We start from the raw sequence: 25,506 nt of genomic DNA, 5'->3' as shown, positions 1-25,506 counted from the left end.
GGTTTACAATATCAACCAAAATGCTTCGAGTAGCTCGATTACGTTGGGGAAAATGGCCGGAAAACACAAACAGACGTGCTCGATCGCAGGCTTTCTCAATTTATTTGGGGACGCCTGGACGCTGCTGATTGTCAGAGAGGCGTTGTACGGCACGACACGGTTCTCAGATTTCCAGCGCAACACCGGAGCAGCCAAAAACCTGCTGTCCGAACGGCTCTCTACTCTGGTCGAGCATGGGGTTTTGGAGAAAGTGAATATCAGCGCTGTTGGGTCGCGTTACGAATATCGGATAACCGACAAAGGCAAGAGTCTGAACTCGCTGCTGGCATCCATTATCCTGTGGAGCAACGAACATTTGTACGAAAATGGGGAAGAACCCAACCTGGTTCTGAACCGACATTCGGGTACGCCTGTTCGCGGTTTCCAGCCCTGTTTCAAGGTTGGCGCCGAGCTGGAAATCGATGACCTTGTGGTGACTGCCGGACCCGGAGCGAATGACGCCGCCCGGAAACGCCTTGCCTGCCTGTCCAAAAAGCAAGACTAAGGCTGACCAAAGCCAACGCCTTTCACATTTCGCACGTCACGACTGGGGCAGCTTTGGCCAAACTGCTTTAGACAAAAGGGGATTGGCGGCGTACCCCGATGGTTTGAGAAAATGCGCCGCCTTCAATTTCAATCGCGGGGACGCTTTAGCTTTCAAACTTGTATGCACGACAAAAGTCGGCACCCAACTTTAGCTCTGCGTTGCCCTCATCCGTCATATCTGGAAACGACGTCCAAGGGCGCGCGCACCTATCCGACAATGCGTTCAGCGCATCCAATGCGTCCTGCGCGTATCCGGAAACATCCGCGCGCATTTTTTCCCAGTTCGGGAATTCGGACAAGGTATTCAGCCAGTAGGCGCGACCAGCCAGATAGCCCGAGGATCCTGCTTCGTATGCCAGCTCCATGATGGTGTGGAACTGATCCATACCGCCGCTGCGCCACCGTCCATCCAATCAAAGATGCTGTATGTCACGACATGCTCAACGCAAGGTGTATTGACCAAAGCGGCCACAGACTTGTGCCACAGATCAGTTTTGGGCGTTTTTTCAAGGGTCACCAACACTTTGGCGTTGGCCGCGCGCAGCAGATCACCGATCTGGTCAGCCTCGAGCAATGGGTTGATGGCCAGAACCTGCCCGGCCGCACTGCCGCCCCAAATGGTGAAATGTGTCTCTGGTAGATTGGGCAGAACATATGCGACCACATCATCGCGACCAATCCCAAGCTGGCGCAAGGCGTTGGCTGTTTGGGTCACCTTCCCCAGAAACTCTTTGTGGCTGAGCGTCTTGGGGGTATCGAACGTCTTGGCCGAAACGAAAAAGCTAAGTGCCGGAGAAGACGGGTTGATTGCCGCCCCCTGCTTCAGAGCGTCATAGGTCGTCTCCGGCAGCGCGCGATCGGAAAAAGGTGTCTTTTCAAACACCTCGATATCGGCATAGCTGGCAAATCCGGTATCCGCGCTGGTCATCATGTTCATTTCGGTTCCCTTATTGTGCAAAACGCAGCCATCACGCGGCTGCGCGAATGATGTCGGACGCCTTTTCAGCGATCGCCATCGTCGGTGCATTTGTATTTCCAGAAATCAGGTTCGGCATGATCGAAGCATCTACGACACGCAGCCCTTCGATCCCTCGAACGCGCAGCTCAGGGTCAACGACGGACATCTCGTCCACGCCCATTTTGCAGGAACCTACAGGGTGATAGATCGTGTCTGCGCGATCCCGGATATGCCATTCCCAATCCGCGTCAGTCTTTGCGGTGTCGGTGCCGTGCATCTCTGACAATTCAAAGTCTGCAAGTGGCGCCGCCTTCATGATCTCGCGCGTCATCCTTACACCCTTGATCATTGTTTCAAGGTCGCGCGGATCGCTCAGGAACGCCGGGTCGATCCCCGGCATCGCAAACGGATCTGCGCTTTGAAGGAAGACACTGCCCCGACTATCCGGGCGCAGTTTACAGATGTGGCAGCTATAGCCGTGACCCAGATACAGCTTGCGGACATGGTCATCCACGATGGTCATCATGAAATGCAACTGGATGTCCGGGCGATCCAAGTCAGGTGTCGTCTTCAGGAATGCACCGCCTTCTGCGACAGGCGAGGCCGCCATTGACTTACCATCTTTCTTCCAGCGCCAAAGATGGTGCATCAGGTTAAGCCCACCCCATGCACTGATGCCGAGGTTGTCCTTGTATGTGCCGCGGAAAGACAATGAAAAGTCCAGGTGATCTTGCAGGTTTTGACCAACGGCCGGCAGGTCATGAACAACGTCGATTCCCAGACGGGACAGATCCTCGCCATTCCCGATACCCGAAAGTTGCAGAATCTGAGGTGACTTCAGCGCCCCGGCGCACAACAGGACCTCGCGCTTGGTCTTGACCTCAACGTCTTTGCCCTTGTGCTGATACAACACGCCGGTTGCGCGCTTGCCTTCCAACAGCAGGCGCTTGACCGCGGCCCGCGTGACCACCGTCAAATTCGGGCGGTCCATCACAGGGAACAGATAACCCGCAGCGGCCGAGCAACGCTCGCCGTTTTTGTCCTTGTCGTGGAAATGCGTAACCTGATAGAGGCCCACGCCTTCCTGATCCCCGCGATTGAAATCGTCGGTCCGGCGATGTTGCAGGCGGGTCGCGGACTCAACAAATGCATGAGAGATTTCGCGTGGCACTTGTTGGTTCGACACCTGCAACGGGCCGTCCGCTCCATGCTCGGCATCGCCGCCGCGCTGGTTGTTCTCGGACCTCTTGAAATAGGGCAGCATGCTGTCCCAATCCCAGCCTTCATTGCCCAGATTGGCCCATTCGTCGTAGTCCTGTTTCTGGCCGCGAATATAGAGCGCCGCATTGATCGCACTGGATCCCCCCAGCGCCTTTCCGCGCGGCTGATAACCCTTGCGCCCGTTCAGACCCGGCTGCGGCACCGTCTCCATGCACCAGTTGTTAATCTGAACCGGTTTGTTCTGAATCATGAAAAACCCGCCCAGCATCATCCGGATAAACAGGTCCTTGCCGCCGCCGCCTGCCTCAAGCAGACAGACACTAATCTTGGGATCTTCCGTGAGACGGCGCGCCAACACACAACCGGCCGAGCCGCCGCCGACGATCACATAGTCGTAAGTCATTTATTCGTCTCCCAACGGCCAGTCCCCTCCGGCCATCTCCGTCATTTGATCAGGTGCGCAGCCCTGTTTTTGGGGCTGCGCCTGCTCTTGTTGCCTGTATTTCAGTTGATCTTGCGCTTGCGGAAGCGGAGCTTCTGCATAAGCATGAGCTGTTTGTACATGAAGTTGCCCCAGGGCGGTGCGACCATCGCCGTGGCGTTGAAATTGCCCTTGCGCACGATGCCCTTGGCCTTCGAGAAGGTGCGGAACCCTTCCTCGCCGTGATAGTGCCCCATGCCCGACGGACCGATGCCGCCGAACGGGATGTCGTCGACACCCACATGCGAAACCGTGTCGTTCACGCAGGCACCGCCAGAGTGGGTCCGCGCCAGAATGTCATCCGCACGGCGCTTGTCCCAGTCAAAGTAGTACAGCGCCAGCGGGCGCGGACGCGCATGCACATAGGCGATTGCATCTTCCAGCGTGTCGTAGGCAATCACCGGCAGGATCGGGCCAAAAATCTCTTCCTGCATCACCAGCATGCTATCATCCGCGCCCAGAACCAGGGTCAGAGGCATCTTGCGCGTGCCCCCAAAGGTTTCGCCCTTGGGGTTGATCTGGATGATCTCGGCACCTTTTTCCTCGGCATCCGTCAGATAACCCTCAAGTCGGGCCTTCTGCCGTTCGGTGATGATCGCGGTGTAGTCGGCGTTCTCGCGCAGGCTCGGATACGCCTTCGTCATCGCATCCGAGAACGCGGACGCAAAGGCGTTGACCTTGTCGCGCGGGCACAGGACATAGTCAGGCGAGACACAGATCTGACCGGCATTGAAGCCCTTGCCGAAACCGATCCGGCTGGCCGCCTCGTCCAGCGGAAAGTCGTCGTGGATGATCGCCGGAGACTTGCCGCCCAGCTCAAGGGTCACGGGTGTCAGATTGTCCGAAGCCGCCTTCATCACGATCTTACCCACCTGGGTCGAACCGGTGAAGACCAGATGGTCAAACGGCAGCTTGGTGAACTCGGTCGCAACCTCGACACCGCCTGTCACCACGGTGACTTCGTCCTCTGCATAGATATCCGCGAGGATCTCCTTCATGAGCTCACCCGACGCCGGCGCAAATTCCGAGGTCTTGATCATCGCCCGGTTGCCCGCGGCCAAGGCACCGATCAGCGGCGAAAGCCCCAGAAAGAACGGGAAGTTCCACGGCACCACGATGCCCACAACCCCAACAGGCTGATAGCGCACCTCGACCTTCGCCGGCATCACCGTCATCGGCGCGTGGCGGCGCTGTGGCTTCATCAGCTTGCGCAGACGCTTGCGGTAATAGGCAATTCCGTCCAGCAGAGGCATGAGCTCGGCCAGCTCGGTCTCGGCCGCCGCTCGGTTCGAGAAGTCCTTGTTGCAGGCCGCAATAATCCGTGCCCGATTGTCCAAAAGCGCATTGTGCAACTTGTCCAGACGCCGCACACGCGTCGCACGATCCGGCAGCGGATCTCCAAGACACGCCTTCTTCTGCGCCAGAAGAAGACCCTCAAGGTCAGGAAGTTCCGATTGGACAGGTGTCAGATGAGGGGCAGACATGTTCGTCTCCAATGATTGAACCAAGGGGAAAGGTCAGGCAGCCGAAGAAATGCCCATTTCCGCATGAAAGGCGTTCTTACGCTCTAGCCAGTCACCTTCTTCTCCGGGTGCCGGCATCGTCATCGCGCCTTCGACGACCCACCGATAGTCAATTCCAATCAGTTTCACGAACACTTTAGAAGCCTTCAGATTGGCAGTCTTGGCCACCTCTTCATGAATCGTCTTATTGATACATTCGAAAATTTCCTGGCCCCGGTTTCCACCGGTGCGGACATTGCCATTCACACCGATTTTCGATCCACGGCGCAGACGGTATCCAGTCATGAAGATCACGTTCACGAACTCGGGCGGCGCGCCAGTGATCCCGCAATGCACATCCGTGATTGTCTGCGCAATGTCAAAACGCATCTGTTCCGGCAACGGCTTACGCGTAGCGATTGTATAAAGTGGCATGTTGTCCTCCCCGAATTACTGATTGAAATGCGATATCAAGACGCCGTTGCGCCGTTTGGATCGCAGCGCCCGAAATGCAGTCTTGGCCAGGAACGATACACGGCCCAGCAGCGAGAACCGCGCCAGATTTCCCTTGAGAACTTCTTTGTAGCTTTCCTCGTCAAACGCAGAAAACGATGTCTGGTCGGGGTGTTGCCCGGTGATCTCACGCCACTGACGATCGAGCTCAAGCAAAAAGCCCTGACGCTTGTCCAATGGGAACCCGTCGGGAACCGAAATCGAACAGGCCGAAGACCGTGACCATTGCAGGTCTGTAACCGTGTGCTTGGCCGCCGCAACATTCCAGATGACCGTCAGCTTATGCGGGCCAACAAGTTCAGCGTAAACCTTGCGCAAAGCAGCTTCGAGCTGCTTGATCTGGTCCAGAGTGATCTGGCCCTCTTGAATAGCTATGATAGATCGCATGCTTTTCCTCCTTTTCTAATAATTAGGAAATGGGTAAGAAAAGCCGATGTCAGAAATGGCCAGTGTTTTGACATATTCGGCCAAATACTAAAAAAATCTCGTCGATGAAGAACGCCACTCAGACCCGACTTCCGGGAAGCATACGAATCTTGTGTGAAGCCGCTCCGGAGTACGGAGTCAGCCCGGACCAGTGTCTGGAAGGCACAGGTCTGATGCCATTTGACCTGTATAATAACGACACTCAGGTATCGATATCCCAGGAACTGGCCACGATATCGAATTTTCTGAGCCACACGTCGTATCGTCCCGGAATGGGCATTGATATTGGACGCCGGTATCGGCCAGAAATTTTCGGCGTCTGGGGGTATGCGATCCTCAGCAGCAAAACACTGCGTGGCTGCCTTCAAATCGCGACAGATTTTGCCAATCTTTCGTTTGTGATCGCAGCTTTGGGCCTTGATGAAACGCGCGAACACCCAATGTTGACCTTTGATACAACCGGTTTGGCGACGCACGTCAAAAGCTTTGTGCTGGAACGGCACCTTACGGTTCTGGACAACTTCGCCCAGATGCTGTTGCCCGAATGGTCAATTCAGGAAAAACCGTTCAAAACGACTCTGACTGACGTTGAATTCGCAAATGTCGTGCACGAAAAGCTGGGCTATCAAGTCCAGTTGGGCGAAACAGTGGACGCCGTTGTTCTGTCCTCTCAGCTCTTGGATCTTCCGCTTCCCAAGTATGACCCAAAAATACTGGCCGAATGTGTACAGCATTGCCTGGAGCAGTGCGGGAACCTTTTGAACAGCCATCAAACAGAATCTTTAAGTTGGACCACCCGCGTCCGAGATGCCGCGATGCCTGAAATTTATGAAAACCCGCATATCCAGGCCGTAGCAGCCCAATTGGGCGTCAGCGAACGCACCTTGCGGCGAAGGTTGTCCGAAGAAGGCACAAGTTTCCGCCAAATCCTCGTGGATGCACGATTAGCGGTCGCCCATGAGCTTCTGAAAACGACAAATTTGAATGTCTCTGCCGTGGCATGGCGATCTGGTTACGCCGAGCCGTCCAGTTTTGTCCGGGCCTTTTCAAGGAGCTTCGGTTATCCCCCCGGCGCGTTGACTGCGCAGCGTTCGTGAACCTGCGCAGCCTGTCTCAAATCCAGAGCCAGTGGTCAGTTTAACACTTTCCTCGCCTCGGCCAGTTCACTTTCGAGTTCAGCCACAATCTCGGCAAGCGGCTGAATACGCTCAATAAATCCAAGGCTCTGGCCCGCTGACAGGATACCCTGACGCACGTCGCCGGTCTCATAAGCCTTATACCCGATCTTGCCCGAAACCAGATGCATAATGTCCTGAATCGACATGTCCGGGTTCTCACGCTCAAGGTCTTGAAGGACCGATGTCGTTTCGTTCTGCAGCGACCGGACTGTGTTGCGCACCGAGTACATGGACAGCGCAGTGTCCCGCTCTGTCGCTTTGATCAGCGCCTGTTTGTATTCCGGGTCTGCCCAGATTTCTTCGGCCACCAAAAAGCGGGTGCCAATCACCACGCCCGAAGCACCCATTACGCGCGCCGCCAGAATTTGTTCACCGCCTCCAACTCCGCCGCCCAACAGCCAGGGAATGTGAATACGGCGCTTGGCCAACCCCGCGTTCACAAAACTGCCAACCATGTCGAGGCCGGGATGCCCACCGCATTCCGCGCCAACAATGGCCACCGCATCAACCCCCAGTTTCTGCGCGCTTTCTGCATGGCGCAGGCTTGGAACCTTATGCAAAACCCGTACTCCGGCCTGCTTCAGCATCGGCAAGAACGGCTCGGGACTGCGACCAGAAGTCTCTACAATATCAATGCCTTCGTCGATGATGATGCCGAAAACCTCTTCAGTCCTGTCCCCCGGCACCAACTTGGGCAGCATCGATACATTGACCCCAAAAGGATTGCCATCTGACAGATCGCGGCATTTTCTGATTTCAGCGCGCAGTTGCTCGGGCTCGGGGAAACTGGCCGCGGTTATGAAACCCAAGATACCTGCCCGCGCAGCGGCGGATACATAATCGGCATTTGCCAGCCACATCAGGCCACCTGCCACAATGGGGAGGCGGATACCAAACGCTCGTGTCAATTCGGTTTCCAACGGGCTGTCTATGACAGAGGATGACGCAGCCGCCACCGGGACCGATGCAAAATCCGGCCTGCGCTTTTCCTCGAATGCACGGATACCTTCCAACGCTTCATCGCCGCCCAAGGCAATAGACATCTGTCGGCGTTCGCGCAAAAGATGCGCGTCAAAAGCGTCCGTATCCGGAGCGGCAATCAAAGCCTTGATCGACTCCTGCGCCTGACGCGGACCTTTGGCAAACCTTTCGGCAAGTTCCAATGCCGCGTCCAGCGACGAGCCTGGCTCGACTACCTTATTGACCACGCCCAAGTCATGCAGACGCTCGCTCGGCACCGGTTGGCCGGTCAGACACATCTCGGTCGCCAACTGTCTTGGCAAGTTCATTGCCAAAAAGCCTGAGCCGCCGCCATCGGGAACCAGACCGGCATTTACATAGGCCAGCGTGAATTTAGCACCCGTTGCAGCGACGATCATATCACACGCAAAGGCCAACGAAGCACCGGCCCCTGCAGCGCCCCCCTCGACCGCAGCGATCACAGGCAACGGGCACGCGCGAACGGTGCGGATCATGCTGTGCAAATATTCGATCTGCGCTTCACGCTCGGGCAAAGTAAGCTCACGGCGGGTTTTGAGCATCCGAAGATCGCCACCGGCTGAGAAAAACTGCCCTGCTCCGGTGACCACCACGGCGCGCACGTCAGAGTTTGGCGCCGTCGCATTGCGCAGTGCCTCCTCTACCGGTTCGTAGACCGCCCGCGACAACACATTGCGGCGCGCGGGTTCATTGATGGTGACGATCAGTGTGTGACCACTGGTTTGGAACAGGACAGCATCGCTCATGGCTCAGGCCGCCATCACGCGTTGCAATTGCGCATAACGGTCACCCAACTGGTGGTCGATCATGGCCAGCCGCTTGGCATAGTGGGAACCCGGATATTCCCAGGTCATACCGATGCCCCCGTGGAGCTGGATGCTTTCCTCTGAAATCAGCGCACCGGTGCGACCGATCAGGTTCTTGGCCATCGCGATATATTTCCCGGCCTCGTCGCTTCCCAGCTTGCTCGCTGCCAGAATGGTAATCGATCGACATTGTTCGATCTCAATCGCCATATCCACCGCGCGATGCTGAAGGGCTTGGAAACTGGCAATGGGACGGCCGAACTGCTTACGCTGTTTCAGATAGTCCACCGTCAGGTCGACCAACACCTCCATCACACCAACCGCTTCGGCACACAGCGCCAAACGGCCTGCGTTCAGGGCGTCTTCGATGATGCCTGCTGCATTCTCACTCAGGCATTTGGCCGATGCACTATCAAGGATCAGTTCACCCGCGCCACCGCCGTCGATCATGGCGTAATCGATGGTTTCCGGCGCTTCGACCAGAAACAGGCCAATCCCTGCATCGGTACGCGCCGCAACCAAGGCGCCATCCGCACCGGGCAACCCGTACACAACAGATTTGCGGCCGTTCAGAACCCAGCCGCCGTCTGATTGGTCCGCGCTGGTACGGATCAGCGAAAGGCTATCCGCGTCAGGTTCAAAGACGGCCAACGACAGGCGCTTGGTGCCCGTGATGATTTGTTCGACCAGTTCCTCAGCCTCGCAATCGGCCGCAGCCCTGGCGCACATCAAAGCAGCCAGCATAGGTTCGGGGCAAAGACCCCGGCCCAACTCCTCGAACACGGTGGTGATGTCAAAACCCGCGCCGCCAAAACCGCCCTGCTCTTCCGAAACGAAAGCACCGATCAGGCCGAGTTCCGACAGTTCAGCCCATTTGTCCGGTGAATGAAACGGAGTCGCGTCTATCACACCGTTACGGGTGTCAAAGTCATAATGATCTGCCAGATAACGCCGCACGGTATCCGCCAGCATCTGACGGTCTTCTGTCAAATTGAAATCCATGGGTCAGCCTCCAAACAGGTCTTTGGCGATGATGTTGCGCTGAATCTCGTTCGATCCGCCAAAGATCGAAAGCTTGCGATGGTTGAAATAGTAGGCCGCAGCCCCTGCCGCGTCTTCCGGGACCGAAAGCGCATTCTCAGGCAAATCGCGCGCGGGGAAGGGCGCGGCAGACGCCCCAAGGGCCGACTTGATCAGGCTCTGAATTCGCTGGCGGATAACCGTGCCCTTGATCTTCAGCATCGAGCTTTGCATCCCCGGTGCAGCCCCTTCCTTGGCGGCCGACAGCATCCGCAGGTTCAGAACGCGCATGGCCTCAAGGTCGATCTCAACCTCGGCCATTTCGGCCGCAAACAACGGATCCTGTGTAAGCGGCTTTCCGCCCCGAACCAGTTTCTGAGACAGCATCTTGAGCTTTTCGAGATCCTTGCCCGACATTCCCACACCAGCGATGTTCGTCCGTTCATGGGTCAGAAGGTACTTGGCGATCGTCCAGCCTTTGTTCTCCTCTCCGACCAAGTTGGCCACCGGTACGCGCACATCGGTAAAGAACACCTCGTTCACCTCGTGGCCGCCATCCAGCAGTTTGATCGGACGCAGTTCGACGCCGGGCGTGTCCATGTCAACAAGGACAAAGCTAATGCTTTCCTGTGGCTTGCCCTCGGTCGAGGTGCGCACCAGACAGAAAATCTTGTTGGCGTGCTGGCCCAATGTGGTCCACGTTTTCTGACCGTTGATCACATACTCGTCGCCTTCCCGCACGGCACGGGTTTTCAGGCTGGCAAGGTCGGAACCCGCACCGGGCTCGGAATATCCCTGACACCACCAATCCGAGCCGTCGAGAATGCGCGGCAGAATCTCGGCCTTTTGCTCGTCAGAGCCGAACTTGATCAGGACCGGGCCCAACATGTTCAAGCCAAAGGGTACGATGCGCGGGGCATTCGCACGTGCACATTCTTCCTCGAAGATATGCCGCTCGACAGCGCCCCAACCGGGGCCGCCATATTCGGTCGGCCAGGTCACGGCCAACCAGCCACGCGCGTTCAGCCGCGCGTGCCAGTCTTCCATGTCTTCCTTGGTCAGGCCGTCTCCTTTGCGGCCCTTTTGCACGAGGTCTTCCGACAGGTTTTCGTCCAGAAAAGCACGGACTTCGGCGCGGAACGCCTCTTCCTCAGGAGTAAAACTCAGGTCCATTTTCAGGCTACCTTATTCAGATCGTTGAAAGTTTTTCCGGTATCGGCCAGTTCACGCAGCAGCGTTGGCACTTTCCAGTAGTAGGGATCTTCCTTGGCGTATTGCTCAATGCGTGAGACCAGAACGTCCAATCCGGTGATATCAGCATATTGCAACGGACCACCCCATTGGCGCGGGAAGCCATAGCCGAACAGGAACACCGCATCCACGTCGATTGGGCGCAGGGCGATTTTGTCCTCGACCACGCGCGCGGCCTCGGTCACCATTGCCGCCATGTAGCGATCCACGATTTCCTTATCGGTGAAGTCTTGGGCCGTGATACTCTTGGCGTCGCGTTCTGCCTGCGCGTACTCGGCCACAGCAGGGTTCACACTGCGGTCTTTACCGTCATAGACATAAAATCCCTTCCCGGACTTTCTGCCAAACCAGCCTTGTTCGCAAATCCGGTCAGCAATCTCGACATAGCGTTCCTCGGACGGACGGAATTCGGCCTGACGCTTGCGCGTCGCCCAGCCGATATCCTGTCCTGCCAGATCGGACACCGCAAACGGCCCCATGGCGAACCCGAAATCCTCAAGGGCCGCGTCGATTTGTTCAAACGGAGCACCGTCGAGCTGCATACAGGCCGAAGACTTGCGGTAATGGGCGAGTATCCGATTGCCTATGAAGCCGTCGCAAACGCCGGACCGCACGGCAATCTTGCGCAGTTTCTTGGCCAGCTTGAAACAGGTGGCGACGATCTCGGGCGCGGTATCCTTGCCCACAACCACTTCAAGCAGCCGCATGACATGAGCGGGCGAAAAGAAATGCAGGCCTATCACGTCCTGAGGGCGACTGGTGCTGGCTGCAATTTCGTTCACATCCAGATAAGAGGTGTTGGAGGCCAGAATTGCACCCGGTTTACAAATCTGATCCAGCTTGCCGAACACCTCGCGCTTGACATCCATGGACTCGAACACGGCTTCGATCACCACATCGGCACCCGCCAGCGCCGCCATATCGGTGGTGCAGGTCAGCGCCTCAAGTGCAGCGTCGCGTTTTGCGTCAGACAGCTTGCCGCGCTTGACCGCACCGTCGAGGTTTTTGGCGATCGTGTCGCGGGCAAAAGCCACGCGCTCTTCTTCCATTTCGATCAGAGTGACGGGCATACCAGCCAACAGCATCGCCGTCGCGATCCCCGATCCCATCGTGCCACCACCGATCACACCGCCGGTTTCCAAATCGCGTGCCTCTGCCTGGGCTTCGGGTATATGAGCCACCGCACGTTCCGCAAAGAAGGCGTGTTTCAGACCCTTGTGCGCATCACTTTTCATGGCCTCCATGAACAAGTTGCGTTCCGCCTGCAGTCCCTCGGCCAACGGCAAGTCGCACGCCTCGGCCGCTTTTAGTGCGCGTTTGGCAACCTCACCCTTGGCTTTTGCGCGGAATACTTCCAGATCCTCGGCCGTAATCCGATTGTTCAAATCTGCGGTCACGCGCGTTTGCAGCGTCCCATCAAGTACACTTTGCCCAGCAGCCAAAGCTCCGGCTTCGGGGACACCATCCTGAAGATCATCTAGAAGACCGGCCTCCAGAGCGGCCTCGGCCGAGATCGGCTTGCCCGAAGTGATCATCGTCAGTGCGGTCTTGCCATCAACAAGACGTGGCAGGCGCTGCGTGCCACCAGCGCCGGGCAGAAGGCCCAGGTTGACCTCTGGCAAGCCCAGTTTCAAACCCTTGATCCCAACCCGCGCCTGGCAGCTTAGTGCGATCTCAAGACCACCGCCCAATGTCGAGCCGTGCAAAACGCAGACGATAGGCTTGGCGCTGGCTTCAAGAATTTCGCACACTTCAGGCAGAACCGGTTGTTTGGGAGGTTTTCCAAACTCGCGAATATCGGCCCCGGCCACAAATGTCCGGCCCGCCGCATACAGCGCGATGACCTTTACCGAGTCGTCCCCGGCAAGTTCCTGCACCGCATTTGCCAGCCCGATGCGTACATCATACCCCGCGGCATTGACCGGCGGGTTGTCGATTTTGACAAGGGCAACCTCGCCCTCCTTGCGAATTTCGACCGCAGCCATGAAAGTCTCCTGTCTCTTGATTACATATGCCCAAGGCTGAGCCTGAGCGTCTGCACTGTGTCGCGCAGCCTTGGCGCAACGGTTGTTTCCAATTTTTCGGCGTCCAGATTGGATTCATTTGCACCGCACAAAAACGCAAAAGGTTGTGCCCCCGGACCAGTTTGGAAGGGCACGGCGCACGCATTGACGCCACTGTTCCAGCCACCGAACGAAGTCACGTAACCCATCGTTTCCAGTTGATCGCGATCTGCGCGGGCCTGATCTGTCTTGGTGCTCTGGGCCGGGTCCGCAGCTAGGATCGCCCGGCCCGCCGCACTTTGCTCCATCGGGATACGGTGCCCCTCGCTCAGCCAAAGCGAGGAAGCGTTTCGGGGTCGCCAGCAGCGTGTAAGCATCACCGCATCGTCATTGCGCATGGTCAGTGCAACCAACACACCGGTTTCGTCAGCCAATTGCTGCATAACGTTCTCGGCCATCGGCAAGAAGGACAGAGCAGCACGCGCCGTATACCCCAACGCCATGACCGAGGGGCCAAGGCGGTAAGTCTCTGACGGGTGCAACTGCTCAAGGAATCCCAGCGAAGCCAACGTAAAAGTCATCCGGGCCACAGTAGACGGAGGCATATCCGTGCGCCGCGCCAGTTCGCGGTTTCCCAACGACTGATCGTCAGGCTTGAACGCCTGCATAATGCGCAAACCCTTGGCAAGGGTTGAAGCAAACCGGCGATCACGTTCAGCGTCTGACATTCGGCAACCCTTCCAGTGACTTAAGCCACACGCTCCAGAATCAGCGCGATCCCCTGCCCGACACCGATGCACATGGACAAACACGCGTAGCGCCCGCCAGTTTCCTCAAGATGACGCATAGCGGTCAGAACGATCCGCGCACCCGACGCACCCAAAGGATGGCCAACTGCAATCGCGCCCCCATTGGGGTTGAGGCGGCTGTCGGACGGGTCAAGCTGCAGATGCTGACAGCAGGCCAGAACCTGCGCGGCAAATGCCTCATTGATCTCGATCAGGTCCATGTCTTCCATGGTCAGGCCCGCTCGCTCGAGCGCCTTGGGTACCGCAAAGGCCGGACCAATCCCCATGACCCGTGGCGGCACACCAGCAACGGCCCCTGCCACGATCCGCGCCCGAGGCGCAGCCCGGTCTGTCTTGGCGCCGATCATCAGCATCGCAGCGCCGTCGTTAACCCCCGAAGCGTTGGCCGCAGTGGTCACGCCGCCCGGAAACACGGTCCGCAAGGCGGCCATCTTGTCCAATTTCACATCCGGGCGCGGATGCTCGTCCTGCGTCACCTCATGGGTCGCACCCTTGCGCCCCTTGATCGTGATCGGAGTAATCTCTGCGTCAAAGAAACCGCGGTCACGGGCCGCTTCAAACCGAACCTGCGAGTCATAGCCGAACTGATCCGACGCCTCGCGGGTGATCTGATACTCTTCGGCGAGATTGTCGGCGGTCTGCGGCATGGGGTATTCGCCATGCATCTCAGCAATGCGCGGGTTGGGAAAGCGGGCTCCAATCGCGCTGTCGAATATCTGCGCCTGCCGAGCATAGGCGGTTTCCGATTTGGCAATGGTAAAGGGTGCGCGGGTCATGCTTTCGACGCCACCAGCCACAAAAAGCGGAGCCTCACCCACGGTCACGGCACGCGCAGCATCTAAAGCCGCCGACATCCCGGACCCGCACAAGCGGTTGACCGTCAGCCCACCGACTTCGACAGGCAATCCGGCCAGCAGAGCAGCGTACCGGGCAACGTTGCGGCTGTCTTCCCCGGATTGGCAGACATTGCCCAGAATGACATCTTCGATCTCGGATGCGTCAAACTCACTGCGTTCGACCAATGCCTCAAGAACCTGCGCGGCCAGATCATCGGGACGCACCGAAGCCAACGTCCCGCCATGGCGACCAAATGGGCTTCTCACCCCGTCATAAATATACGCGTCAAGCATCCTCACCCTCATTGTCCAGTTGTGCCAGCTCGTCGGCAAAGGTCTCGACGAGTTTGTGTTTAAGAATTTTACCCGTCGCTGCGTGTGGCAGCGCGTCGACGATTACGATGTGACGCGGTATCTTGTACCGAACGAGCGCTTTGCCCAGAAACGCCCTCAACTCGTCAGCCGAAGCAGGTGCCCGCAGCGAAACAAAGGCCAGAACGTCTTCGTTTCCGTCTCGCGCGCGCCCAACTACGGCGGCCTGCGTAACTGAGGGATGAGCATTAAGAGCGGCTTCAATCTCGGGCGGATAAACGTTGAAGCCCGAGTGAATGATCAGCTCCTTGCAACGTCCAACGATATATATCGACCCGTCAGGGGCAATACGCGCAAGATCGCCTGTGCGAAAAAAACCATCATCCGTAAACGCTGCCGCAGTAGCTTCGGGGTTGCGGTAGTAGCCCTTTGTGATGTTCTTTCCGCGCAGCAACATCTCGCCCACGCCATCAGGCTCGACGTTGTCCAGCTTGGCCTCAACCCCCGGCAAGGCAGGCCCAACCGTATCATCCTCAGGCGGGTTTTCGATCAGGGTGGTTGCAACACCGGGGGACGCTTCGGTCAAACCATAGCCGTTATGGATCGGTTGCCCGAATATCCGCTCGACCCGTCGCTTCCAGCTCAGGTCCAGGGGCGAGCCACCGGAAGACATGTATCGCAACGAAGTCTCAAGTGAATCGATGTTGTTGTCCTTGCAATACTTCAGGATCAACGCAAACATCTGCGGCACACCCGAGAACATCGTCGCCCCGTCCTGTATGCCCTCGATCACACGAGCGGGATCAAATCTGGACTGAAACCGCAAGCTGCCGCCAGCCAGAAACGTGGTCAGAATGATCGAGCAAAAGCCGAAAATATGCGTGCCGGGCAATACGGCAAGCGCCTGATCCGCCGACGTCGCGTGCCGCCGCTGCATCGAGGCGTTGGCGGCGAAAATCAAGTTCTCTTGAGACAGCATTACGCCCTTTGGCGCTCCGCTGGTTCCAGATGTATAGAGAACGGCGGCGACCTGCCCAGCGTCGCTATGTGTGGGCTCTACACCTGTGTCCCGCAGTGGCGAGACAACCAGCCTGCCGCACAACAGCCGCCCCAGCGATCCAGCCCCCAGTCTGTCCGCATGGGCCTTTGCCGCGCCCGAAACATCTGATGTGCAAACCACACAGCGCGCACCGGAATGTTCGACGACAGCGTCAACTTCCTGCTCTGTCGCGCGTGCGTTGAGGGGCACAATCCAGGCATCAAGCGAACTGAGCGCCAGAAGAACCGAAGCGTAAGTTGCGCAGTTCTCGGCCAACACCACAACCCGGTCACCTGGGCGCACACCGTAAGATCGCAGCATCCCGGACGCAGTCCGAACAGCGCCAACCAGATCACCATAGCTGATCCGCGCGCCATCATGATCAATGACGGCCAAGGTCGACGGGTCCTTGTCTTCGATAAGTTGGTAGATTCGGCGCAATGCATTCTCCTCAGATGCTGCGCAGCCGTTCTACCGTTCGCGCTAGTGTAAGTCAACATGCGGATAAGTGTTCCGCTATGCGGAACGATATACACCGGCAACTTCCGCCGCCGGTGCGTTTTCCAGGCAGAGTTTCTGATCAGAAGATTTCAAACAAACCCGCTGCGCCCATGCCCCCACCGATGCACATTGTGGCGACGGCATATTTGGCATTCCGGCGTTTACCCTCGATCAGCAGGTGGCCGGCCATTCGCGCTCCGGTCATGCCAAACGGGTGACCAATCGAGATCGAACCGCCGTTGACGTTGCAGATCTCTGGATCAATTCCCAACGTCTCTCGGCAATACAGCGCTTGCGAGGCGAATGCCTCATTCAGCTCCCAAAGATCGACATCCTCGACCTTGAGGCCGTGGCGTTTTAGCAGGCGTGGCACGGCAAAGACCGGACCGATACCCATTTCATCAGGCTCGCACCCTGCAATGGCAAACCCTTTGAACGCGCCCAGAGGCTCCAGTCCTTCCCGCTCGGCAACCTCCGAGTCGACGACCACACAGGCCGACGACCCATCAGAAAGCTGCGAAGCGTTGCCGGCGGTTACGAACTGATCCGCGCCACGGACCGGTTCCAGTCCCGCCAGACCTTCGAGCGTGGTATTCGGTCGGTTGCAGTCATCGCGGGAAATGGTGACGGCCATTTCAGAGATTTCACCGGACTCCTTGTCCTTTACCAACTGCACAGTGTCCATTGGCACAATCTCGTCGTCGAACTTGCCAGCAACCTGCGCGGCGGCGGTACGTTTCTGGCTTTCCAATGCCAGTTTGTCTTGCGCCTCGCGAGTGACACCATAGCGGGCCGCTACAATATCGGCAGTTTCGATCATGGTCAGATAGACGTCGGGCTTATGTTCCAGCAACCACGGATCGCGGTCGTGCGACCCTGGCTTCTGATTGCGGAGCGAAATCGACTCGACCCCGCCCGCAATCGCCGCTGGCACGCCATCCTGAACAACGGCATGAGACGCCATCGCGATCGCCTGCAGCCCGGACGAGCAGAACCTGTTGATGGTCGCGGCCCCGACCGTCACCGGCAGGCCAGCCCGCAACACCGATTGCCGAGCGATATTGCCACCCGTCGCCCCTTCGGGGAACCCGCAGCCGATAAAGGAATCCTCGATCAGCGCAGGGTCCACTTTGGACCGCTCAACCGCATGCTTCACCGAATGACCCATCAGGGTGGCGCCATGGGTGTTGTTGAATCCACCGCGAAACGATTTGGCCAGCCCGGTTCGAGCTGTTGAAACGAGAACGGCTTGTTTCATGAAGGTCACTCCCTTGTCTGTGACGGTCTATTTGAACACAGGTTTGCGCTTTTCTTTCATCGCCGTAATTGCCTCGGCGAACTCGTCGCCGGTGAAACGGGTTTGAAAATCGCTCATTTCTTCGGCCATGCGGTCCGCAACAGTGCCGTGTAGCGGCCTACGCAAAAAAGCCTTGGTCTGAGCCAATGCCTGCGGAGCCTGACGCGCCAAGGCGGCAACAACCTTCTCCACTGTCGGCTCTAGCTCATCCGCATCCAGGACCAGATTGACCAGCCCCACGGACAAAGCGTCATCCGCGCCGAACATGCCGCCCAGATACAACAGTTCCGCGGCCTTGGCGTGACCCATCAAACGAGGCAGCAAATAGGTCGATCCAGCCTCGGGGATCAGGCCCAGGCTGACAAAAGGCAACATGAACTTGGCGTCCTTGGATGCATAAACCAAATCACAGTGCAGCAGAACAGTCGTGCCAATGGCAATCGCCGGGCCTTCGACCTGCGCGACAATGGGCTTTGGAAATGCCTCTAGCTTGCTCAGGAAATGAGTGCCGACAGGGTTTTCACCGGCAACTGTTTCTCCGAACTCGGCCATGACATTGCCAGAGGTGAACGCACCTTCGGCCCCGCGCAGCCAAACGACCCGTATTTCAGGGTCAGCCGCAGCAGCGTCCATGGCGTCATTCAGCGCCTCGAACATGCCCTTGGTAATGGCGTTTTTCGTGCGCGGCGAACTCAGCGTCAGCCGCAGCACAGCGCCCATCTGTTCCGAAATTATCTGGGGGGTGTCTGAGGTACTCATGTCTTACTTTCCATTATGGGTGACGGTGCCAGAGTGTCGACCTGCCTTGGGACCAAGCGCGACACATCGGGAACCTTGAAAACGCCAACCTGTTGACGCCTTGGGGGGTCGCATTACCGGGCTGACCCGCGATCATAAGGCGCGTGCAGAGCGGCCTGAACATCCAACAGATGTCCGCGTGACAGCGACCTTCACCGCATTGAACCCTTGCCGCAAAGACGTCGCCCAAGCATTCAGCCTGCTGTAGTCTGGCTGAGGATCGCTTCTTCTACCTGACCCAAGCGTTCCTTTCCAAAAAACAACTCGTCTCCAACAAAAAACGAAGGGATGCCGAACACGCCCCGCTCTACCGCAGCCGAAGTGTTGTCGATCAGTCGCTTCTTGGCGTCAGGCTCACCTGCGCGCGCAAGCCATCGCGCTCCATCCAGACCGGCCGCGTTCATCGCTTCTACGAACACGTCCGGGTCATCCATCTTTAGACCCTGCTCCCACATCGCCTTCATACCGGCCCTGATGTATTCTTCATGCGCTCCGTCAATCTCGGCCGCCGCTGCGCCACGCATCAACAAAAGCGAGTTTACGGGGAAATGCGGGTTCATCTTGAAACGGGTCAGGTCGTGTTTTCGTATGAACCGTTCATTCTCAAGCTGATCATACTGCATCTTGCCTTTGACATTGGCAAAAGCCATAAATGGCGGCTGGTTGCCGGTGGCCTTGAAAATGCCGCCCAGCAAGCACGGGATGTAATTGAACTTCGCGCCGGTGCGCGCTTCGATCCAGCTGATGGCCTGATCAACCAGATAGGCATTGGGGCTGGCCAGATCATAAATGAAATCAACCTTTGGCGACATGAATGGCTCCTCTCACCATTTTTCTTTCCAGGGACGCATATCCAGTTCATGCGTCCACGCGGTGCGGGGTTGCTTGTGCAACATCACATAGTTCTGAGCGATGTGCTCAGGGTTCAAAATCTGATCGCTGTCTCGCAGCTGATCGACATTGGGCATCACCGCACGGACGAATTCACTGTCGATCATCCCATCGATGATCGCGTGGGCAACATGAATGTTCTTCGGCCCCAGCTCGCGCGCCATGGATTGCGCCATCGCCCGCAAACCATGCTTGGCCGCGGAAAACGCCGAGAACCCGGCACCGCCGCGCATGCTGGCTGTTGCCCCGGTGAAAATGATGGTGCCGCGCTCTCGCTGCTGCATTCTGGCGGCGACCTCATGACCCATCAGGAAACCGGCGTAGCAATTAGTAGCCCAAACATCGCGAAAAAGCTGCGGAGAGGTTTTGGTGATGCCAGAGTTCACGTTTGCCCCAACATTGAAGACCGCCACTTCAATCGGGCCTACTTCAGTTTCGACGCGCTCGATCAGCTCTTTCATTTCAGTCTCGTCCCGCGCATTCGCGGGAAAGGCCACTGCCTTGTGGCCCTCGCTGCGGATCGAAGATGCCAACTCCTCCAACGCGTCGGCGTGGTTCTGGCGCCGGACCACACAAGCGGTCAGCCCTTCGCGCGCAAAGGCACGCGCAACGGCCGCTCCTGTGGCCACACCAGCCCCAATCACAAGACAGGCTCCGTTGGAGTTATTCATCGGCATTCTCTTTTTATAAAACCTGAGGCGGAAACAGTCAGGCGACCTTAGTGATGCGGCAAGGCAAGCCCCGGAAATGCGGGATGCCCTGTTCACGGTCCAGAAACTCTGGCTCGTCCGAGCAGAGCTGCGCGTCGGCCAAGGTCCAGGCGCTGTTCAGGCCGCCGGATTTGCCGACCTCTTCAGGCAGCCACCAACCATGGGGGACACGCACCAGACCCTGCGGAACCTTCTGCTTCAGCGTTACTTTCATTGTAACCGAGCCATGGGTCGTCGCAGCCTCGACCATGTCACCCTCGTCCACACCATGTTCGGCCGCATCTTTCGGATGCATGAAAATCAGCGGCTCGGGCGAGAACTTGCGCAGACCTTCGATATGGCGCTGGCCAGTCTGGAAGAACGGGCTTTCGCGAACACCGGTGAACAGGCGCAGAGGATAGTCTTTTCCTTCTTCCGGTTCTTCGCGCCAGTAGGGTAGCGGATCGAACCCGAAATCCCTGAGCGTCTCCGAATAAAGTTCAACCTTGCCCGAGGGGGTGGCAAAGCCGGTTTGTTCGTATTTGCGGAATTGCAGTTTCTCCAAATGCACGGGGTTGGACTCGGACATCTCGTCAAAGCTCATGCCCATGGGGGCCACGCGGTAGTCCAACAGGTCTTTCAGCGTCTCCCACGGGAAATGTTCACCCAGATCGAAACGGATCGCCAGATCGCGCCAGAACTCGTAGACATTGCGCGCCTCGCCGCGCGGTTCGACCGCCTTTTGCGACGTGCGGAAGATGCTGCTCCAGCCCAGGCCATCAGACAACGCTTCGCGCTCGGTCCAGGCATCGCCGGGCAGGATGTAATCGGCCAGCTCTGCCGAGGGGGTCATCACGTGCTCCATTGAGACGATCAGATCCTGATTCATCATCGCCTTATGGATCATCTGCATGTTGGCGTAGGACAGCAGCGGATTGTTCCCCAGAACAAAGAACGCCTTGACCGGGTACGGGTCACCATGCGCCATCGCCCGGAACAGGGCCGAGGGGTTGGCCATGTAGCACCCCGTAAGCTGGTTGGCGTATTCATACCCCCAGACTTTTTTCGCCGGGGCGTTATAGGGGGCCATGCCGCGATAGGTGAAAACCGGGTGTTGATCCGCGCCAAGCTGCTTGTCCTTCTGCGCCTGCGGCAGCGCCTCGTGCATTTCCAGAACCGAGTCGTGGATGATCTTGGGGTGGAACCCGTGCAGCACATCGCCGCCCGGCACGTCCAGATGTCCGCACAACGCCCGCAGCATCCCCTGCAGACGAATGGCCGAGGTCGAGTTGCGCTGCTGATCCGTAATGGGCGACCACGGAATGACCGAGGGTCCATTGGTTGCGTACACCCGCGCGGCCTTGGCGATCAGCTCACGGTCGACGCCGGTGATCTGCTCAACCCGTTCCAGCGGGAATTCATCGACCCGTTCGCGCAGCTCGTCAAAACCAATGGTCCAGTTTTCCACGAACTCCTTGTCGTACAGTCCTTCGTCCAGAATGACCTTGAGCCAGCCGAACATCATCGCCGCATCGGTGCCTGCCTTCAACGGCAGCCAGATATCGGCCATGTCGGTATTGGGAGTCTGTCGCGGATCGCAAACGATCAGCTTGGCCCCACGTTCACGAGCGCGCATGATCTGGTTGTAGATCGGCGTCCAGGAATGCGGGCCGGGGCTGTGGCCGAACAGCACGATACATTCGGTCTTGGTCAGATCGGCATAAGGATACCAGCCATAAACCATACGGTTCACCGCCGCCGTATTGCCTGCGCACAGCGCCACGCCTGAAATCCAGTTGGGCGAGCCCACAAGGTTCATGAACCGCCGAGACATACCATTGTCGGACTGCGTGTTCCAACTGCTGGTGGACACAGCAAATGCTTCGGGGCCGTGGGTGTCGATAACGGTTTTCAGACGGCTGGCGATATCTGCCATGGCGTCTTCCCACGACACCTGCTCCCACTGGCCGGAACCCCGCTCGCCCACTCGTTTCAGAGGGTGCAGAATACGGCTGGAATGCGCAAAACCTTCAGGTGCATGCACACCCTTCATGCAGATATTGCCCCGCCATTTGCGGTTGTCCAGCGCTTTGACCCGCTTGACCTGCTGGTCTTCGACCTCGACGTCAACGTGGCAGTAAATGTCACATGACGCACATAGAACGCGCTTGCCCTGCATGGGGATTCCTCCGGCTAATTACTATAATTTTTATAGGGCCCGAGATTGGAAACTGTCAACGCGTATGCGGCCGCCAGATCGTTACGTCACACCAGCACAATCCCGCTCAGACTGAAACCGCTCGGACAATATCGACTTGGTCGTATGAGTCGAAACCGGTTCACCACACGTTTCGCAAACCAGCTTTGCTTTCATTTCGTGGCCCTTGCCCCTGTGAATGTTCATCAGCGGCAAATCTTCATCGGGTGCCGTGTTGCACCAGTCATCGCCCCACTGCTTCAACATGATAAGCGCAGGCCACAACGCCTGACCTTTCTCGGTAAGAGAATAGTCTTTGACCCCGTCGGACCCGGGGTGAGAAATGATTCCTTCTTCCTCAAGCTTGCGCAATCGAAGGGTCAACGACCGGGGCGACATGCCTGTCTGCTTTTGCAAGCTGGTAAAACGCCGGTTGCCCAGAAACAGTTCACGCAGGATGATGAAAGTCCAACTGTCGACAATCTGCGCGCTGGCTCGCGCAATGGAACAATGTTTTCCAGCTAGGTCACTGCGTTTCATACTGGGCCTGTTGATTTTGATTACACATCTGCTCGGCGGATCGGAGCTATTTTCACACCCAGAGGTTAACTTTGTGCGGCCTTTGCCGCAACCGGTCGGCAATTCGCAACAGGGGCTGACACCCCATGTCACCTGCAAAACGGGCAGCCATAATTGCGAGCAAGCAATCCGATTGCCTTCTCTGACGCTCTGTGTCTAGATTTTGCGCATCAATTCCGAACACAACTCGGCGTCACCTTTTTCAAGGGCTTTGAAAATCTTTTTGTGGGCGGCGTGCGATGTCTTTGAACGCTCCGCATCCGAGAAATAGAGCAGGCGCTTTTCCCGCGTGAATTCGTAAAACCAGTTCACCACGCGCAGCAACAGCGAATTCCGACTGCACGCGACGATCGCTTTGTGAAAATCTTCGTCTTCAAAATTAATCGGCTTGCCTTCCGCAATGCGCGTCTCAGTATCGGCCAGGATTTTTCGGATCACGTCCAAGTCTTCTTCCGTGCGCCGCTCTGCCGCTATTTGCGCCGCCTTCACTTCCAGAATACTACGAACTTCGCCCGCTTCTTCGGCTTGTTTCAGGTTGAGCCCAAGACCGGCATTTACCTCGATCACCAAAGTATCAATGCTGCTGTCGGCACCAAGATCCCTAAGGAAAATCCCGGCCTGCGGACGCCTTTCAACCACCCTCAGCGCTTCCAGCGCTGTGAAGGCTTCGCGCACGGCAGAGCGGGTCGTCCCGAATTTTTCAGCAAATTCACGTTCCGAAAAAAGACGCTCGCCGCTTTCAAAATGACGCTCGCGAATGAATTTCAGAATCTCGCCCTGAAGAAGCGTTGAAGAAGATGCCATTTCATACCTCGATCTACCTAACTCGTTTGGCAGCCATGTGTTTTCTTGTCCATCAAATTGGCACTACCACAATACGTAGGCGCGACCGAACACATTGCACGGTGGAATCCCAAAAAGTTCGCCCCCTCAATCAAGTGCACAGATCGGGCGACAAGCGAACACGCGTATCAACAACTTTCCACCCAAGGGGTTCCCGCATGGCGTTCCATACGGCAAGCTGGGAACTAGGGTTGATCTGGACAACAGCACACAGGGGCATCAATGCGGCTGATTAGGATCTGTTTAGGTGCAGCGGCGATGATTTTTGTCGTCGTTTTCGCGTTGAAGCTGGCCTTCCCTTTGCCAGATTCAAACTTCTCTGCAGCGACGCAAAAACAGGATCCGGACTGGACCGGACCTTTGGGCGCCACGATACAGAATGCCCTGAATCGCAACCCCGGGCTGGATGGCGTTCGCCCTCTGGGGAATGGCCGGGCAGCTTTCGCGGCTCGGGCGATCCTGGCTCGTGAAGCCGTGTCGTCGATCGACGCACAGTATTACATCTGGCAGGATGATGTCACCGGGTTGATGCTTCTTGACGAGCTCATGTCAGCAGCCGAACGCGGTGTGCGCGTCAGGTTGCTGGTCGACGACAACGGTATCTCCGGGCTTGATGGCTTACTGGCGGAACTGGATGCGATGCCCACGGCAAGCGTTCGGATTTTCAATCCTTTCACTCTCAGAAAACCCAAGCTGCTGTCCTACGCCTTTGATTTTTCGCGCTTGAACCGGCGTATGCACAACAAGTCCATGACCGTAGACGGCGTCGTCACGATCATCGGTGGCCGCAACATCGGGGACATCTACTTCGACTACGGGGCTGGCACTCATTATTTGGATGTAGACGCGATAGCCATCGGACCAATTGTCGAGGAGGTTTCCAGATCCTTCGACGATTATTGGAACAGTGACTCATCCTATGATGCGCAACTTTTTCTACCTTACTCGGATGAAAAACAACTTCGATCCCTCGCCGAAGCTGCCCGTCAATCGGCGCTTGGCGCAGGCTATCAAAAAGCGATCAGAGACAATGAGCTTGCCGATCAGATAGCCGCGCGCAATCTGAAATTCGAGTGGAGCGAAGTCACCCTGTTCGTTGACGATCCCGCCAAAGGTCTGGGCAACGTCAAAGCCGAAGACCTGATCGTCGAGCAACTGATTGGGTTCGCAAACGAGTCCCGTCAATCATTGGACCTTGTTTCAGCGTATTTCATTCCCGGCGAAAGGGGTGCCGACGTTCTGGAAGGGCTGGCCCGATCCGGAGTGCAGGTCCGGGTTTTGACCAACTCGTTGGACGCGACCGATGTGATGCCGGTTCATGCAGCCTATATGGGGTACAGGGACTCACTGCTGGCAAGCGGTGTCGAACTGTTCGAGCTGCGTGCGCTGCGCAGGGAACAGCGTGACAGGACTCTGCCCGAGATACTTGCGGGGTCCGCATCGGGATTGCATGCAAAAGTATTTGGGTCCGACGGCGAACGTATTTTCATCGGGTCCTACAACCTGGATCCCAGATCAGCACGCCTGAATACGGAAATGGGCCTGATGATCGAAAGCCCTGCAATCGCGGCATCTCTGGCTTCGCAGATGGACAGGCCGGACATTTCATACCGCGTTGAACTCAACGGCGACGGCAAGATGATCTGGGTTCAAGAAGAGAATGACGGGTCGAAAGTCATTCACGAAACAGACCCGGAAACAAGCAGATTTCAACGCGCTCTGGCGGCAGTCGTCAGGTGGCTGCCCGTCGAGTGGATGCTCTGAGCGGATAG

At 57.4% G+C, this 25,506-nt stretch carries 22 protein-coding genes; 3 read left to right on the top strand and 19 right to left on the bottom strand.

The window, feature by feature from the left end; translation table 11 throughout:
- Positions 1-52: 52 nt before the first annotated feature.
- A complete protein-coding gene (locus ACR0KS_RS16250) occupies positions 53-544 on the top strand; it encodes a winged helix-turn-helix transcriptional regulator (RefSeq protein WP_170417208.1) in 492 nt (163 codons plus the stop codon).
- Between the two features lie 345 nt (positions 545-889).
- On the opposite strand, the gene ACR0KS_RS16245 is transcribed toward ACR0KS_RS16250, so the two are convergent.
- The 5 genes from ACR0KS_RS16245 to ACR0KS_RS16225 all read right to left on the bottom strand — a co-directional run bounded on the left by ACR0KS_RS16245 (position 890) and on the right by ACR0KS_RS16225 (position 5,647).
- Positions 890-1,522: an AMP-binding protein gene (locus tag ACR0KS_RS16245; RefSeq protein WP_170567665.1), complete on the bottom strand. Its 633-nt coding sequence runs from the start codon at positions 1,520-1,522 to the stop codon at positions 890-892.
- 31 nt (positions 1,523-1,553) lie between these two features.
- A complete protein-coding gene (locus ACR0KS_RS16240) occupies positions 1,554-3,167 on the bottom strand; it encodes a GMC family oxidoreductase N-terminal domain-containing protein (protein WP_170567667.1) in 1,614 nt (537 codons plus the stop codon).
- Positions 3,168-3,268: 101 nt separating this feature from the next.
- Positions 3,269-4,729, bottom strand: a complete 1,461-nt coding sequence (locus ACR0KS_RS16235; protein ID WP_170567669.1) for a coniferyl aldehyde dehydrogenase — start codon at positions 4,727-4,729, stop codon at positions 3,269-3,271.
- 33 nt (positions 4,730-4,762) lie between these two features.
- Complete coding sequence (locus ACR0KS_RS16230; RefSeq protein ID WP_170417216.1) at positions 4,763-5,182, bottom strand: tautomerase family protein; 420 nt, start codon at positions 5,180-5,182, stop codon at positions 4,763-4,765.
- A 15-nt stretch (positions 5,183-5,197) separates the two neighbouring features.
- A complete protein-coding gene (locus ACR0KS_RS16225) occupies positions 5,198-5,647 on the bottom strand; it encodes a hypothetical protein (protein WP_170417217.1) in 450 nt (149 codons plus the stop codon).
- A 104-nt stretch (positions 5,648-5,751) separates the two neighbouring features.
- On the opposite strand from ACR0KS_RS16225, the gene ACR0KS_RS16220 reads away from it, so the two are divergent.
- Entirely contained in the window at positions 5,752-6,783 is a 1,032-nt protein-coding gene (locus ACR0KS_RS16220) for an AraC family transcriptional regulator (protein ID WP_170668829.1), read from the top strand.
- A gap of 35 nt (positions 6,784-6,818) precedes the next feature.
- On the opposite strand, the gene ACR0KS_RS16215 is transcribed toward ACR0KS_RS16220, so the two are convergent.
- From ACR0KS_RS16215 to ACR0KS_RS16150, 14 genes are all read right to left on the bottom strand, one after another.
- Positions 6,819-8,609 (bottom strand): oxepin-CoA hydrolase, alternative type, encoded by a 1,791-nt coding sequence (locus ACR0KS_RS16215; RefSeq protein ID WP_480681562.1) that lies wholly within the window; start codon positions 8,607-8,609, stop codon positions 6,819-6,821.
- A 3-nt stretch (positions 8,610-8,612) separates the two neighbouring features.
- Entirely contained in the window at positions 8,613-9,671 is a 1,059-nt protein-coding gene (locus tag ACR0KS_RS16210; protein WP_170486232.1) for an acyl-CoA dehydrogenase family protein, read from the bottom strand.
- 3 nt (positions 9,672-9,674) lie between these two features.
- Positions 9,675-10,862: an acyl-CoA dehydrogenase family protein gene (locus ACR0KS_RS16205; protein WP_170567671.1), complete on the bottom strand. Its 1,188-nt coding sequence runs from the start codon at positions 10,860-10,862 to the stop codon at positions 9,675-9,677.
- A 2-nt stretch (positions 10,863-10,864) separates the two neighbouring features.
- Entirely contained in the window at positions 10,865-12,925 is a 2,061-nt protein-coding gene (locus ACR0KS_RS16200) for a 3-hydroxyacyl-CoA dehydrogenase NAD-binding domain-containing protein (protein ID WP_480693266.1), read from the bottom strand.
- Between the two features lie 20 nt (positions 12,926-12,945).
- Positions 12,946-13,671: an IclR family transcriptional regulator gene (locus ACR0KS_RS16195; protein ID WP_170390037.1), complete on the bottom strand. Its 726-nt coding sequence runs from the start codon at positions 13,669-13,671 to the stop codon at positions 12,946-12,948.
- Between the two features lie 20 nt (positions 13,672-13,691).
- Positions 13,692-14,882: an acetyl-CoA C-acyltransferase gene (locus ACR0KS_RS16190; RefSeq protein ID WP_170486234.1), complete on the bottom strand. Its 1,191-nt coding sequence runs from the start codon at positions 14,880-14,882 to the stop codon at positions 13,692-13,694.
- Positions 14,875-16,380 carry an AMP-binding protein gene (locus tag ACR0KS_RS16185; protein WP_170567675.1) on the bottom strand — a complete coding sequence of 502 codons (1,506 nt, stop codon included), beginning with the start codon at positions 16,378-16,380 and terminating at the stop codon, positions 14,875-14,877. Before ACR0KS_RS16185 ends, ACR0KS_RS16190 begins: the two co-directional genes overlap by 8 nt.
- A gap of 139 nt (positions 16,381-16,519) precedes the next feature.
- Positions 16,520-17,698: an acetyl-CoA C-acyltransferase gene (locus ACR0KS_RS16180; RefSeq protein ID WP_170417231.1), complete on the bottom strand. Its 1,179-nt coding sequence runs from the start codon at positions 17,696-17,698 to the stop codon at positions 16,520-16,522.
- A 27-nt stretch (positions 17,699-17,725) separates the two neighbouring features.
- Complete coding sequence (locus tag ACR0KS_RS16175; RefSeq protein WP_170417234.1) at positions 17,726-18,496, bottom strand: enoyl-CoA hydratase-related protein; 771 nt, start codon at positions 18,494-18,496, stop codon at positions 17,726-17,728.
- A 233-nt stretch (positions 18,497-18,729) separates the two neighbouring features.
- Complete coding sequence (locus ACR0KS_RS16170; RefSeq protein ID WP_170486235.1) at positions 18,730-19,347, bottom strand: 2-hydroxychromene-2-carboxylate isomerase; 618 nt, start codon at positions 19,345-19,347, stop codon at positions 18,730-18,732.
- Positions 19,348-19,359: 12 nt separating this feature from the next.
- On the bottom strand, positions 19,360-20,097 hold the full coding sequence (locus ACR0KS_RS16165) for an SDR family NAD(P)-dependent oxidoreductase (RefSeq protein WP_170567677.1): 738 nt from the start codon (positions 20,095-20,097) through the stop codon (positions 19,360-19,362).
- A gap of 37 nt (positions 20,098-20,134) precedes the next feature.
- Positions 20,135-22,294, bottom strand: coding sequence for a molybdopterin-dependent oxidoreductase (locus tag ACR0KS_RS16160; RefSeq protein ID WP_170567679.1), 2,160 nt, complete (start codon positions 22,292-22,294; stop codon positions 20,135-20,137).
- An 81-nt stretch (positions 22,295-22,375) separates the two neighbouring features.
- Entirely contained in the window at positions 22,376-22,852 is a 477-nt protein-coding gene (locus ACR0KS_RS16155; RefSeq protein WP_170417242.1) for a winged helix-turn-helix transcriptional regulator, read from the bottom strand.
- 195 nt (positions 22,853-23,047) lie between these two features.
- On the bottom strand, positions 23,048-23,695 hold the full coding sequence (locus ACR0KS_RS16150; protein WP_170486238.1) for an FCD domain-containing protein: 648 nt from the start codon (positions 23,693-23,695) through the stop codon (positions 23,048-23,050).
- A gap of 261 nt (positions 23,696-23,956) precedes the next feature.
- On the opposite strand from ACR0KS_RS16150, the gene ACR0KS_RS16145 reads away from it, so the two are divergent.
- A complete protein-coding gene (locus ACR0KS_RS16145) occupies positions 23,957-25,498 on the top strand; it encodes a phospholipase D family protein (RefSeq protein WP_170417247.1) in 1,542 nt (513 codons plus the stop codon).
- Positions 25,499-25,506 lie beyond the last annotated feature (8 nt).

The organism is Ruegeria sp. BC7 (genome assembly GCF_056539165.1).
Note: the sequence above shows the minus strand (reverse complement) of the source record. Positions and strands in the feature narration are given on the sequence as shown.

Excerpts from the sequence above, each read along its gene's own strand:
- ACR0KS_RS16155 (WP_170417242.1), bottom strand. The coding sequence starts at position 22,852 with ATGAAACGCAGTGACCTAGCTGGAAAACATTGTTCCATTGCGCGAGCC.
- ACR0KS_RS16250 (WP_170417208.1), top strand. The coding sequence starts at position 53 with ATGGCCGGAAAACACAAACAGACGTGCTCGATCGCAGGCTTTCTCAAT.
- ACR0KS_RS16190 (WP_170486234.1), bottom strand. The coding sequence starts at position 14,882 with ATGCTTGACGCGTATATTTATGACGGGGTGAGAAGCCCATTTGGTCGC.
- ACR0KS_RS16205 (WP_170567671.1), bottom strand. The coding sequence starts at position 10,862 with ATGGACCTGAGTTTTACTCCTGAGGAAGAGGCGTTCCGCGCCGAAGTC.
- ACR0KS_RS16240 (WP_170567667.1), bottom strand. The coding sequence starts at position 3,167 with ATGACTTACGACTATGTGATCGTCGGCGGCGGCTCGGCCGGTTGTGTG.
- ACR0KS_RS16220 (WP_170668829.1), top strand. The coding sequence starts at position 5,752 with ATGAAGAACGCCACTCAGACCCGACTTCCGGGAAGCATACGAATCTTG.
- ACR0KS_RS16180 (WP_170417231.1), bottom strand. The coding sequence starts at position 17,698 with ATGAAACAAGCCGTTCTCGTTTCAACAGCTCGAACCGGGCTGGCCAAA.
- ACR0KS_RS16215 (WP_480681562.1), bottom strand. The coding sequence starts at position 8,609 with ATGAGCGATGCTGTCCTGTTCCAAACCAGTGGTCACACACTGATCGTC.
- ACR0KS_RS16150 (WP_170486238.1), bottom strand. The coding sequence starts at position 23,695 with ATGGCATCTTCTTCAACGCTTCTTCAGGGCGAGATTCTGAAATTCATT.
- ACR0KS_RS16210 (WP_170486232.1), bottom strand. The coding sequence starts at position 9,671 with ATGGATTTCAATTTGACAGAAGACCGTCAGATGCTGGCGGATACCGTG.
- ACR0KS_RS16160 (WP_170567679.1), bottom strand. The coding sequence starts at position 22,294 with ATGCAGGGCAAGCGCGTTCTATGTGCGTCATGTGACATTTACTGCCAC.
- ACR0KS_RS16195 (WP_170390037.1), bottom strand. The coding sequence starts at position 13,671 with ATGTCAGACGCTGAACGTGATCGCCGGTTTGCTTCAACCCTTGCCAAG.
- ACR0KS_RS16200 (WP_480693266.1), bottom strand. The coding sequence starts at position 12,925 with ATGGCTGCGGTCGAAATTCGCAAGGAGGGCGAGGTTGCCCTTGTCAAA.
- ACR0KS_RS16225 (WP_170417217.1), bottom strand. The coding sequence starts at position 5,647 with ATGCGATCTATCATAGCTATTCAAGAGGGCCAGATCACTCTGGACCAG.
- ACR0KS_RS16235 (WP_170567669.1), bottom strand. The coding sequence starts at position 4,729 with ATGTCTGCCCCTCATCTGACACCTGTCCAATCGGAACTTCCTGACCTT.
- ACR0KS_RS16170 (WP_170486235.1), bottom strand. The coding sequence starts at position 19,347 with ATGTCGCCAAAGGTTGATTTCATTTATGATCTGGCCAGCCCCAATGCC.
- ACR0KS_RS16245 (WP_170567665.1), bottom strand. The coding sequence starts at position 1,522 with ATGAACATGATGACCAGCGCGGATACCGGATTTGCCAGCTATGCCGAT.
- ACR0KS_RS16175 (WP_170417234.1), bottom strand. The coding sequence starts at position 18,496 with ATGAGTACCTCAGACACCCCCCAGATAATTTCGGAACAGATGGGCGCT.
- ACR0KS_RS16145 (WP_170417247.1), top strand. The coding sequence starts at position 23,957 with ATGCGGCTGATTAGGATCTGTTTAGGTGCAGCGGCGATGATTTTTGTC.
- ACR0KS_RS16230 (WP_170417216.1), bottom strand. The coding sequence starts at position 5,182 with ATGCCACTTTATACAATCGCTACGCGTAAGCCGTTGCCGGAACAGATG.
- ACR0KS_RS16165 (WP_170567677.1), bottom strand. The coding sequence starts at position 20,097 with ATGAATAACTCCAACGGAGCCTGTCTTGTGATTGGGGCTGGTGTGGCC.